We start from the raw sequence: 12,429 nt of genomic DNA on the forward strand, positions 1-12,429 counted from the left end.
GATCTTGTCGCCGCCCGCGGAGAGGGCTACCGTCGGCAGGCGAACTCAATTACGACGACAGAATCGAGACGACCAGTGACGTCTGCCAACGCCCCAGTTGGAGCAGGTCCAGACCCTCGGCGTTGGAAGGCGCTGGTGTTCATTTGCATCGCGCAGCTGATGGTGGTGCTCGACGGCACTGTCGTGAACATCGCTCTGCCGTATGCGAAGCAGGATCTGGATATCAGCGATGCGAATCAGCAGTGGCTGATCACCGCCTATGCACTCGCGTTCGGCGCGTTACTGCTCTTCGGCGGCAGAATCGCCGATCTCTGGGGCCGACGACGCGCGCTCATGATCGGGCTCGTCGGTTTCGCGTTCGCCTCCGCTCTGGGCGGTGCCGCGGTAAACGAAGCAATGTTGTTCGGCGCGCGTGCGCTTCAGGGCGCATTCGGAGCGCTGTTGGCGCCGGCCGCTCTGTCGTTGTTGACCGTCATGTTCACTACTCCGAAGGAGCGTGCGCGCGCCTTCGGCATCTTCGGCGCGATCGCCGGTGGCGGCGCGGCCGTGGGGCTGCTCCTGGGCGGACTGTTGACCCAAGCGCTGGACTGGCGCTGGACCATGTACATCAATGTGGTGTTCGCTGCCATCGCGCTTGCCGGGGCCATCTTCGAGATCAAGGAACCTCCGCGAAATCACGACCAGGTTGTCAAACTCGACATCCTCGGTGTTGTCTTGGCGGGTACGGGCCTTGCCCTCGTCGTGTACGGGTTCAGTCGAGCTTCGGAGGCCGGTTGGAGTGATACCGGGACCGTTGCGAGTCTCGTCTGTGCCGTAGTGCTGCTGGTGCTGTTCGTCGCCTGGCAGACCAGGAGTAGCTACCCGCTGCTGCCACTGAGGGTGATCACCGATCGGGCCAGGGGCGGCGCGTATCTCGCCGTCGGGCTGTCGGTGATCGCGATGTTCGGTTCCTTCCTGTACCTGACGTTGTACATGCAGACCGTGCATAACTATTCGCCGCTGAGTGCGGGCGTCGCGTTTCTTCCAATGGTGCTCGGTATGTTGATCGGGTCCACGCAGATCGCGGCGCGGCTGATCACGCGAGTTCCTCCGCGAAACCTCTTGGTTCCCGGTGCGCTGCTCGCCGCATGCGCGATGTTGCTCTTCACTCAGATCTCGGCGGATTCCACCCGGTACTGGAGCGTGATCTTCCCTGCGCTGCTCATGCTCGGTATCGGGATGGGCACCGTGTTCATGACGTCGATGAACTTGGCGACGTATGGTGTGGAGCCGCATGACGCCGGTGTCGCCTCGGCAATGGTGAACACGTCTCAGCAGGTGGGCGGAGCAATCGGCACCGCATTGCTGAACACCTTGGCGGCGAACGCGGCGAGCGCCTACATCACCCGGAATCAGGGGGCGGTGAAAGGCCCGGACGACGCCGCACATATGCAGGCTCAAGCGCTGGTCCACGGCGAGAGTATCGGCTTCTATGTCGCGGCAGGCCTCCTCGCGGCAGTCGCTGTAATCACCGGTCTTTTGATCAATGTCCGTCGGCCGATCGGCGCGCCTCACGAACCCACCGATGCCGCGGCCGCTCCGGCGTAGGCCGAGGGAGAACCGGGGCGACGTCAGGTCACCCGATACGTGCCCGATCGGGACTGGTCGCCGACCAGTTCAGTGATCAATCGTTGAACTCGGGCGGCGATGTCGTCGCGTACGAGTCGCATGCGTTCGATTCCGTCGACACCGCGTTCCGATGGTTCGTCGGTGTCCCAGTTGACGATCCGGACTCCGGGCGAGTCGAAGAACGCTTCGCGGCCGAGAGTGACGACAAGGTCGACCCGGTGCAGGAGTGCGGTGTCGATCGCTGTGGGGACCTTGGCGCTGATGTCGACGCCGATCTCGCGCAACGATTCGGCCGACAGCGCATTGATGGCGGTGCCCGGCCGAGTGCCTGCTGAATGGACCTCGACACCGTCGCCGACGATCTGAGTCAGGATCGCCGCGGCCATCTGGGATTTGCCCGCATTCTTTACGCAGATAAATAGGACGGAAGGGCGGTTCGCGGGCGACGCGTTCATCGCTGACGTTCTCCTGGTGCGGCCGACGCGACGAGTTCGGTGGTTGGGAATCGTCTGCGCAGGGCGAGGGATACATAGACGAGGGCGACGAGGACGGGGACTTCGATGAGTGGTCCGACGACGCCGGCGAGCGCCTGTCCGGAGGTGGCCCCGTAGGTGCCGATGGCCACTGCGATGGCGAGTTCGAAGTTGTTGCCTGCCGCGGTGAAGGCGAGTGTGGTCGTGCGGGCGTAACCGAGCCGCATGATCGCACCGAGGGAGTAGCCACCGCCCCACATGATGGCGAAGTAGGCGAGGAGGGGGAGTGCGATGCGAGCGACGTCCCATGGTTTGGACGTGATCTGCTCGCCCTGCAGGGCGAAGAGGATCACGATCGTGAAGAGTAGCCCGTAGAGGGCCCACGGTCCGACCCGCGGCAGGAACGACTGCTCGTACCAACCGCGGCCCTTGGTGCGTTCGCCGATGCGTCGGGAGAGGAATCCGGCGATGAGGGGAATGCCGAGGAAGATCAAGACGGACTTGGCGATCTGCCACGGTGAAACGTCGATGGAGGTTTGCTCGAGACCTAGCCAGCCGGGCAAGATCGAAAGGTAGAACCACCCGAGGCCCGCGAACATGACCACCTGGAATACCGAGTTGATCGCGACGAGGACAGCGGCAGCTTCGCGGTCACCGCAGGCGAGGTCGTTCCAGATGATGACCATTGCTATGCAGCGCGCCAGGCCGACGATAATGAGTCCGGTCCGGTACTCCGGTAGGTCGGGCAGCATCAGCCACGCGAGTGCGAACATGAGCGCGGGTCCGAGTACCCAATTGAGCAGTAGCGATCCGATGAGAAGTTTACGGTCGCCGGTGACAGTGTCGAGGCGGTCGTATCGAACTTTCGCGAGGACTGGGTACATCATGATTAGCAGGCCGAGCGCGATCGGCAGGGAGACTCCGTCGACCTGGAGCTTCTCGATGGCGTTGTTGAGGCTTGGTATCGCCCGGCCAAGGAGCAGGCCAGCGATCATGGCCGCGCCGATCCAGACCGGCAGGAAGCGGTCGAGCGTGGAGAGTTTCCCGCCGACCTTCTCGTCGCTGGCTGCCGTCACACCGGGCTCGCCGCGGTGAGGGTGCCGGTGGCCGGCGCCAAGAGTGCGTTGAGTGCGGTCAGAGCGTCCGGGACCACTCGGTAGTGCACCCACGATGCGCGACGCTCAGATTCGAGTAGTCCCGCCGCTTTGAGCACCTTGAGGTGGTGCGAGATCGTCGGCTGCGAAACGTCGACGGCTGGCGAGATATCGCAGACGCACGCCTCGCCGCCTTCACGGGAGGCGATCAGGCTGAACAGGCGCAGCCGAACCGGGTCGGCGAGTGCTTTGAAAACGGCCGACGCCCGGCTGGCCTGGTCGGCTGTGAGCGGGTCGCGAACTAATGGTGAGCATCGCGTCAGCGTGATGTCCCGCTTTTCCAGAGCCATCGGATTCGACATGTGTCGATATTGACAGTTGTCGAATTGGAATGCAATTTGGGGGGCCGCCATACGTTGCCGCGTGGCCGGGTGATTCGTGACCGTGGACCGTGCGTTGGGCTAGTGGGTGTCGCGGAGCCTGCTTTCCAGTGCGCTCATGAGTTGTGCCGCGCGGCTTCTGCCGTGTGGCGCGAGTGGGTAGCGCTGTAGGACTTCGATGACGGTTGAGTTGGCTCGCTGATAGGCGCGTTCGATCAGTTCGTCAGCCGTGGCATCGGTGCCCGACTCGATCTCGGCGATGCGTGCTGCGTTTGCCGGCGCACGGAGGATATGTCCTACTTGGTGGCCTTTCGAGATGGGATGGAGGTAGGCGGCGGATGCGGCGTCGCCGGCGGCTTGCGCGGCCAGGCGTGCGGTCTCGGTTGGCGCGCTCTTTGCGGCCCGGTGTGCGTCGAGTGAGGTGATTCGTTGGAGCTTGGTCCGACGTGCGCCGTTGGCGAACTCCCATGCGGCGTCAATGGCAGCGCGCGGGCGGGGGTCATCGGGGCAGGTGCTTTCGAACACGCGGAGAACATCCTCGGCCGACTCCGCGACGTAGCGTGCGACCGCGCGCAACTCTTCGTTGGTCAGGTCGAAGTCGCCGGTCACGGTCATGGATTGATCTTCTCATCGACAGGACTCGACGACCGACAGGTGAGGGGTGATAAGACACGGACGCTCGTCATTTCCATTGTTACGCGACTGCTTGCCGGTGTCTTATCGGCCGTCGCCGATTGAGTTGATCGATGACGAGCTCGCATACGATTCTGCTGGCCTTCAACGAACAGCCGACGTGAACTAGGACCGCAGCCGTCGACCATGATCGATGCCTTCATCCGTCCCCACGACGTGCACTCTTATCGGACGGTTTTGCCCATTGATCCCGACTTCGTCGCTGACAGGATCGCGGTCAGCGAGTCCAGGTAGGCGCGTCGGGATCGATGGTTCACGAGCGAGGTATGCGAGCCGCCGACCACCGGTATTAATTCGGGTCTCGTGTGACGGTCGTTGGCATCCGGGTAAAACTCGTCGGCCAGTGCGTATGGCACCACGCGGTCCGCAGTTCCGTGTACCAGAATGGTCCGGACGAATGGTGAGATGCGGCCGATCGGGTCGACGGTGTCGTACCGGTCGGGGACCGCTGCCGGCACTCCTCCGAGCGCGGCGATCACGGTGGATCTTCCTGCGAAGGCTTCTCTCCGCAGGTTGACCGCTCCGGCGAGCGACACGAAGGCGCGAGGGTACGGGTCTGCCGCGTCACCAAGGCGGAGTAGGTGTCGCGCGGACGGCATCGCAGGCAGTGCCGCGAGTTGGGCGCCTGCGCTATGCCCGGCGACAACCATCCGCGTGGCGCTGAGCTGCGGCCACCGGCGGTGCAACGTCGACGCCGTTCGATACGCGTAGAGCGCGTCGGTGAATGTCGTCGGCCACCCACCGCCGGTCCCCACTCGCCGATACTCGACGTTATAGACCGCGACGCCGCGCCGGGAGAGATCCTGCGCGAGGTGCGACAGAACGCCGTTGCCGATCTTCGCGGCCCAACCACCACCGCATTCACAGTGCCGTCTTGGCTGATCCACGAGACTGTCGCGACGCCGGCGTTGGGTGCCGGCGAAACACTAGCCTGAGAAGTGGTCATCTCTGTTCGCTCCGGTAGGCCGCTTGTGGCGACCATACGAGAGGGGTACGACATTCTCGGAGGCATGTCAGGAAATACGTCGAAGAGGTACCTGGCCGAGCTACGTGAGCGGGCGGTCCGGATGGTCGCTGAGACCAGGGCTGAGCATGAGTCGGAGCGGGTGACGATGGGCTGTCGACGACGGCACCACCGGCGGTGGCACTTATAGCCATGACGAGACAGTACGCAGTGATCCGCACCGCCGTCCGCTGTCCTGCGCTGCGCTGAAACGGCACGACTCGCTATCCCACCTCGTCGCCCGGTCGGCGCTGTCGAGACGGTAACGTATCCCCCAGGAGGATCCATGTCGAGAGATGTAGACCGTTGCGAGATCGGGCCTGGTGTGTCGAATGAGGAAGCGTCGGTTTCGAACGAGCGCGCGGCAACCCGTCAGCGATTGATCGACGCCGCGTTCACGACGTTCGCAGCACGCGGTTTCGGTCGCTCTACCGTCCAGCAGGTATGTACTGCTGCTGGCTTCACGCGGGGGGCCTTCTACTCGAACTTTGATTCGATGGACGAGCTCTACATGACTGTCTGGAGACAAGAAGCCGGTCGAATGATTGAAAGTGTACGGATCGTAGGGGCGTCTCTGAGCGAGATGGAGGGACTGGACCTGCATACGGCACTCTCGGGTATTGAATCGATGATGCCCATGAGTATGGATTGGTTTCGAGTATCGACCGAATTCACTGCTCTTGCAACGCGTCGTCCCGAAATACTTGAGATGGTCGAGGCCCGCGAAGTTGCGATCCGGCAAGAGCTCGGTTCCTTCGTGGAGCTACTTCTGTCTCGGGTTGGGCGTCGCGCGTTCGATATGGATGAATTTTGCCTGGTGCTCATCGCCGCCCATGAAGGTACCCTGGTGCAATACATGATTGAGCCGGATTCTACTGCGGTTCACTCCCGGCGAATAAGGCTTTTTACCGCACTCGTAGAGGCATATACATATAAACTCGGAGAGTGAATAGTGATCGATCCGAAGTCAGACCATTCCGTAACGCGTCGTAGTTTCCTCAGCGCTGCGGGTGCCGCGAGCCACCGTTGCCGTGGGCGTAACTACCGGCAGCCCAAGCAGTAGCCGCCCCGTCTATAAAGGTCAACGATCGGGTATACCTCCACGGAGTGGCGTCGGGGGGATCCTCACTGAGCCCCGGATAATATTCTGGACACGCATCACGCCATCCCGTGATGCGACCGCAGGGTCAGGGAAGGGTCTACCGTCGGGGGGGTACCTGGGAGATGTCGACTAGTCCTGACTTCGGAGATACTTCGGCCACAGGAACTGTCACTACCGATGACTCACGTGATCACACAGTGAAGGTCGATGTACTCAATCCTGCAGCCAGCAACTCGATACTGGTACCGATTCCGCGTGAACAGCGGACTCACCAAGGGCGCTGTCTCACCGATCGGCCGCCCCAAGACATCTCCGCCCGCAGACGAGGACGCCACCGCTATCCGATTCGGTGTCGCAAGCTGCTCGAATTGAGAAGGGGATACTTCGCGGCGTACAGGTACCTCGCGCAACGTTCCGACCTCACTGCCATCGTTCATCTCGGCGACAACACAAATGAGTACGCGACCGGCGAACACGGGGAAAATGAGGGCCGCCCCGCATTCATCAGCTCGGCCCACACCACTGTGTCTCTCGTGCGAACGCTCGTGCGCTGACGGTGCATCGGCGGCAGTTGCCGATCTGCGCAGTGTCGCAGTTCGCGGACGCCTTACCGTTAACCTGTCTCGATACGCTATTGTATCGACAAGCTCGAGGCAGACAGATGCCTCGTGGATCGTCGCCCGTGATCTAGGAGGATCCTGATGAAATCGCCCATTCACCTCATCCTAACGGGGGCGCTCGGCACAGCGGCAAGCCTCGCAGCCCTAACTGCGACCTCTGCGGTAGCTTGCGCTGCTACGACCGTGCTGGTCATCCCTGGTACTGGCACCAAGGATCCTGCGCCCGTGCCGGGCTACCTCGAACATTCCATCCAGTATTACGTATCTCCAACAGGAGCGTGCGAGGCTGACGGCTGCGTTACCAAACCCGTGCCCTACATTGCAGAGTTTGGCCCCCTCCCATTCGAGGGTTGGGGAGGACCTCTCGGGACCCAGCTAGATGACTCGGTCGCCAGTGGAATTTCGAGCGCCAAATCGGTTTATGAAGACACAGATAGCATGGACTCAAGGGTAGTTTTCGGATACTCACAAGGTGCCACAGTTGCGAGTGAGCTCAAACGCGAACTCGCTGCGAAGCCCGGAGGGGTCCCCGAAAATGTCTCGTTTGTCGCCATCGCAAACCCTTCCCGACCAAACGGAGGCATATTCCAAAGACTGGCACCATTGAAGTGGACCGGCCCGGCCTTTGGCGCAACATTTGGCCGATCCTCGCCTACCCGCACGTCGGCCAACGTAAACACCACCGATATTGCGCTACAATACGACGGCGTTACCGACTTTCCTACCTACCCTACAAACGTCCTTGCCACAGCGAATGCGATGGCAGGATTCATGTACTCACATGGAACATATTTGTCCCCGAAAGACGATGATACGCCGACTGCGACACCCCTCGGATATCATCCACACGAGGTCGCTGACGCTGTCCGGGCAGCCAAATCGAGCTGCACTGCAGACACACACTGCCAGGTAAGCGGCGATACGCGCTATATCACTCTTCCCGCTCCGATATTGCCGCTCGCCCTGCCTCTCATTGAGCACGGGCCATCTTCCGCGATGCGCCCACTTGTTGACTTTGCCTCACCCATCGCCCGAACCGCAATCGAGACCGGATATACCCGTGACGACTACGCAAGGCCCACCCCCCTTTCCCTCGACTCCTCCAATGCGCCCACGCCTCAAGAGTCCCTCGCCGCGAGTGTGACCGAGGGGCTTCACGCGGCAATCACAGGCACCGGCGATGCATCCCGCTACCTAGACAAACGGGCGAACCAGAACGAGAATTCACCAACCCCTGCCGATGACGAGACAGCAGGAACCGTGCCGCAAAATGCCCAAGAAGACGTTGTCACAACAGTTCGATCCGCCGTGGATGAACTCATCGGCATACCACGAACGAAATAGGTTTCTGATGCGGAGAATGGTAATCACGCCCGCGATCGGCATGAGCAGTTCGGCATGCGTGGCTCCCCGGGCGGATCGCGGCGGCACATGCTGCGTCCCGTGAAATCTACGGGGGCGGTCTATTGATTCTAATTCTGTCGCCGACAGGATCGCGGACAGGGAGGCCAGGTCGGCGCGTCGGTATCTATGGTTCACCAGCGAGGTGTAAGGGCCGTGGACCGCCGATATAAGTCCTGTTCTTGGATGGCGGTCGTCGTTGGCACTCGCGTGCCAATGCGTATGGCACCACATGGTCCACAGTGCCGTGCACCAAACGGTTCGGACCAGTGGCAAGATACGGCCGGTCGGGTCGTCGACGTCGCATCGGTGGGGGATAGCCGCCAGGCACCCCGCTGAGCGTGTCCATCATGCTAGGGATCGGGTATGCCGCGTCTCGAACGCGGAGCAGGCGCCGCGCGGACGGCATCGCAGCCAGCGCTGTCAGTTGAGCGCCTGCGTCATGCCCGGCCCACAATTGCCCGGGTGGCGCTGAGCTGCGGCCAAGGGTTTGCCCAGAGTTTGGTTGACACTCGGGGTTAGTGATCTTCAGGCCGCGTTTGCGGCTGCGTAGATTGTCTCAAACGCGACCGGGCTGAGCTTGCCGAGTCGCCTCTGGCGGCGTCTGCGGTTGTACTTGGTCTCGATCCAAGTCACGATCGCCAGGCGGAGTTCCTCGCGGGTGCCCCACCGCTTGGTGTCGAGAACGTTCTTTTGCAGCAAAGCGAAGAAGCTCTCCATCGCGGCGTTATCACCGGAGGACCCGACGCGGCCCATCGAACCTTTCAGGCCGTTGTTCTTCAATAGTCGCTGGACCTTCTTGGAACGAAATTGGCTGCCTCGGTCCGAGTGGCAGATCGTGCCGGCCGGGTCGCGTTGGGTGATCGCATTGCGGATCGCTGAGGCGGCCAGTGCGGACTTCATCCGAGAGTCGATCGAGTAGCCCACGATCTTGCCCGAGTAGCAGTCCTTGACCGCGCAGAGGTAGAGCTTGCCCTCGCCGGTCGGATGCTCTGAGATGTCGGTCAACCACTTCTCGTTCGGCCTGGTTGCGGTGAAGTCGTGACGCGTCTGTCCATGCCGGTCGACGAACGCGAGTAGATCATCGTGCACCGGTGGCCCGGGCTTGCGGGCCTGTGCACGGCGTCGGTGGTGGGAGGCGAACACCCCCCGCCATCGAGCATAGACGCCAGCCTCGATTCTCTGAGACCGTGATGCCCACGTCAGCGAGCTCGTCGGTCAGGAACCGATAGCCCAATGTGGGGTCGTCCTCATGAAGCTCACGCAAGGCGTTGATCGCGTGCGCGTCATCCCAATCACGCTGACTGAACGGCTCGGCGAGCCACTGGTAGTACGCCTGTCTGCTGATTTTCAGCACCCTGCACGTCACCGCGACCGGCACCCTAATGCGGGCGCCGGTCGCGGCCATCTCACGGACGAGCGGGAAGACTATCTTCCCGGCAGATTTGCCTGCGACAGATACGCCGCTGCCCGGCGCAAGACCTCGTTCTCCTGCTCCAGCAGCCGGTTGCGCTTCTTTAACTCACGAAGCTCTGCCGCCTGCTGATCGGTGACGCCGCGACGGTTCCCGTCCTCGACGTCGGCCTTCTTCAACCAGGTCGACAGGCAGCCCTCGGAAATCCCGAAGTCCTTCGCGATCTGCTTCAACGGAGCGCCGCCCTTACGGGCCACGGCCACAACGTCGTCGCGAAACTCCTGGGGGTAGGGCTTGGGCATGGTCAACATCCTTCCAGCGAGGAAATCCTCACAGGTCAGGTGTCAAGCAAAGCCTGAGCAGTCCCCAACGCCAGGCGTGGACGCAGTCCTATACGTGTAGAAGGCGTCGGTGAACGTCATCGGCCACGCGCCGCCGTACCCACACGCCGATACTCGACGTTGTACACGCGACGCTGTTCCGGGAGAGATCCTCCGCGAGGAGCGACAGAGTGTGGTCGCCGATCTTCGCGGCCCACCCACCACCGTGATACAACTCTACGACTGGGGACGCTCGGTGGGGGTGACTCGCTGGGCAGATATAGGTCCGCGAAGTTCTGGTCGATCAAACTATCGGACGTCGTATGACGCCCTGGTCGAGCCGCCAACCAGCTCGGGCACTGACTCGTCCTCAGGCCAAATCGGTCCATGCAGCGACTGGCGCACTTTTCTCGTGGACCGGGAAGCCTCATCCCTTAAAGTCTGAGACAGAAGTCTCCAGGTTCGCGACCTTTCCCCAACTGCAATTAACGAACCATACCCCTACGGTAGACATCACTTAGGCAACTTAAGGCCGGCGATTCCGTCTTCAACGACCGCCTTCTTTCGCCACGAGACCGTCGTCTCCTGGAATTCACGATTCTCGATGAAATTCCACGTGTGTTCCGCCGCCTCATGCGTTATTTCCAGTAGTCCATATCCGTGATAGGTCAGATCCACGAATTTCAAATGGTGGTTCGCAAGACGAAAATTCGCTTTAGCCGCCGCCATTGCCGGCGTAGCATACAGCGAGCTAGGGCCAACCGAGTATTTCGTGCTTCGAGCAGTATCCCAAAAGCTATCCGAGGTGATCGATGGTGAGACGAACTCTGCAGCAATTGGCTTGGACCTATCATCATTTTGATCCCCAGGAACGTTGAATCCCCACGCCGAGTGGATATCGCCAGTTACAAAGACGACGTTATCGATATTATTCGAGCCAAGGAAGTTGAGTAGGGATCCACGATCGTTCTGATATCCTGTCCATTGGTCGGGGTTGATCTGACCGTCAATGGTGTCCGCGAACAGCTTCGTTGCTCCACCCCAGTGCGGAGATAGGACTACAGGGTTTCCTACAATGCGCCACTGAACTCCATCCGAGACAGAGCTTGACAATTTTTCTTGTAGCCAAGCCATCTGCTGCGCGCCAGTAATTGTCCCGGAGGAGGATCGTGCTGCCTGCACTGTCGCGGGCTCTTTAGTGCGAAAGCTGCGAAGATCGAGCATAGGGATTTCAGCTAGGTTACCCCAGCGCAACGACCGATAAATCGTAGACACGCGGGCGCTGTCGCGGATCGGCATCCATTCGAAAAACGCCTGGTGAGCTGCCTTCTTCCGTGCCGACCATTTCTGCGGTGGTGTGCCTGGCCAGCCGGCGCTCCCCGTTGACCCGCCTGACCAGGTGTTATCGGCAATATCATGATCGTCCCACGTCACGAACCATGGGCACCGACGGTGAGCCTCCTGCAGGTCGGGATCCCGCCGGTATTGCGCGTACCTCGTCCTGTAGTCCGCAAGGGTATAGATTTCGTTCTCGGGTTCATGGAATCGTGTGTTCGCCAACTTCTTGTTATACAGCTGCGCGTTCGACAGCTGATGCACCCCGAACTGCCCCTTCTTATACTCATATATGTAGTCGCCAAGAAACAAGATCATATCCGGATTATCGGCGGCCATATGTCGATAGGCAGCAAAATATCCACTTTCAAAGTTGGCACACGAGGCGACTGCAAGCTTCAGTTTGGCTACATCAGCGCCATCAGCCGGCGTGGTTTTTGTGGAACCCACCGGCGACACTTGATCGTCAAAAGAGAAGCGATAGTGATATTGAGAACCAGCCTGAAGACCATCGGCGATCACCTTGACTGTGTGATCGCAATATGGGCCCGTTGGAACGCTCCCCTTCGCCACTATGTTACGGAATGACCGATCGGAGGACACCTCCCACTTCACGTCGACATTGGGTCCACTTCCAGTGCCAGGAAGTGAATCAGAGGTCGGCGTTACCCGGGTCCACAGCAAGACGCTATCGGAGAGAGGATCCCCCGACGCCACCCCGTGGTGAAAGTACGAGCCTGTGTCAGCACCTGCTGTAGACGGAAGGAGCGCCTGCAAGGCAACTGCTGCCCCTAGCCCACCAGCGGCACGCAAGAACAATCTCCGGTTAATACCTTCTTCGTTCACTTCAGAAACAACTCCTTACATTCACCAGGGACAAACTCTTCGCCGCGAATACCGGCAGCGAAAGACAGCTGTCAGACCTTGGAGTGACAGAGACCGCGTTCTGCGAACGTTGCGAACGCGGCGTCGGTCACTCTTAGGTG

At 60.9% G+C, this 12,429-nt stretch carries 9 protein-coding genes and 1 pseudogene; 3 read left to right on the forward strand and 7 right to left on the reverse strand.

What is annotated here, in order from left to right; all coding sequences use genetic code 11:
* The first annotated feature begins 48 nt into the window (after window positions 1–48).
* Window positions 49–1,587: an MFS transporter gene (locus MP11Mi_RS15560; protein WP_420712888.1), complete on the forward strand. Its 1,539-nt coding sequence runs from the start codon at window positions 49–51 to the stop codon at window positions 1,585–1,587.
* 23 nt (window positions 1,588–1,610) lie between these two features.
* On the opposite strand, the gene MP11Mi_RS15565 is transcribed toward MP11Mi_RS15560, so the two are convergent.
* The 5 genes from MP11Mi_RS15565 to MP11Mi_RS15585 all read right to left on the reverse strand — a co-directional run bounded on the left by MP11Mi_RS15565 (window position 1,611) and on the right by MP11Mi_RS15585 (window position 5,135).
* Window positions 1,611–2,063 (reverse strand): arsenate-mycothiol transferase ArsC, encoded by a 453-nt coding sequence (locus MP11Mi_RS15565; RefSeq protein ID WP_420039786.1) that lies wholly within the window; start codon window positions 2,061–2,063, stop codon window positions 1,611–1,613.
* Window positions 2,060–3,157: an ACR3 family arsenite efflux transporter gene (gene arsB / locus MP11Mi_RS15570; RefSeq protein WP_420039787.1), complete on the reverse strand. Its 1,098-nt coding sequence runs from the start codon at window positions 3,155–3,157 to the stop codon at window positions 2,060–2,062. The genes MP11Mi_RS15565 and arsB overlap by 4 nt, the downstream gene beginning before the upstream one ends.
* The gene (locus MP11Mi_RS15575) at window positions 3,154–3,537 is read right to left on the reverse strand and encodes an ArsR/SmtB family transcription factor (protein ID WP_420039788.1); all 384 of its coding nucleotides are present in this window, start codon (window positions 3,535–3,537) and stop codon (window positions 3,154–3,156) included. Before MP11Mi_RS15575 ends, arsB begins: the two co-directional genes overlap by 4 nt.
* Before the next feature lie 99 nt (window positions 3,538–3,636).
* On the reverse strand, window positions 3,637–4,170 hold the full coding sequence (locus MP11Mi_RS15580) for a putative immunity protein (protein WP_420039789.1): 534 nt from the start codon (window positions 4,168–4,170) through the stop codon (window positions 3,637–3,639).
* A gap of 242 nt (window positions 4,171–4,412) precedes the next feature.
* On the reverse strand, window positions 4,413–5,135 hold the full coding sequence (locus MP11Mi_RS15585; protein ID WP_420039790.1) for an alpha/beta hydrolase family protein: 723 nt from the start codon (window positions 5,133–5,135) through the stop codon (window positions 4,413–4,415).
* Between the two features lie 402 nt (window positions 5,136–5,537).
* Between MP11Mi_RS15585 and MP11Mi_RS15590 the strand changes: the two genes are divergently transcribed.
* Both MP11Mi_RS15590 and MP11Mi_RS18370 read left to right on the forward strand, forming a co-directional pair.
* Window positions 5,538–6,200, forward strand: coding sequence for a TetR/AcrR family transcriptional regulator (locus MP11Mi_RS15590; protein ID WP_420039791.1), 663 nt, complete (start codon window positions 5,538–5,540; stop codon window positions 6,198–6,200).
* Between the two features lie 854 nt (window positions 6,201–7,054).
* A complete protein-coding gene (locus MP11Mi_RS18370; RefSeq protein ID WP_420712802.1) occupies window positions 7,055–8,317 on the forward strand; it encodes a PE-PPE domain-containing protein in 1,263 nt (420 codons plus the stop codon).
* A 585-nt stretch (window positions 8,318–8,902) separates the two neighbouring features.
* Here MP11Mi_RS18370 and MP11Mi_RS15595 read toward each other — a convergent pair.
* A pseudogene (locus MP11Mi_RS15595) lies at window positions 8,903–10,090 on the reverse strand (IS3 family transposase).
* Between the two features lie 531 nt (window positions 10,091–10,621).
* Complete coding sequence (locus MP11Mi_RS15600) at window positions 10,622–12,289, reverse strand: alkaline phosphatase D family protein (protein ID WP_420039792.1); 1,668 nt, start codon at window positions 12,287–12,289, stop codon at window positions 10,622–10,624.
* Window positions 12,290–12,429 lie beyond the last annotated feature (140 nt).

The organism is Gordonia abscondita (assembly GCF_032711245.1).
Lineage (GTDB): Bacteria > Actinomycetota > Actinomycetes > Mycobacteriales > Mycobacteriaceae > Gordonia.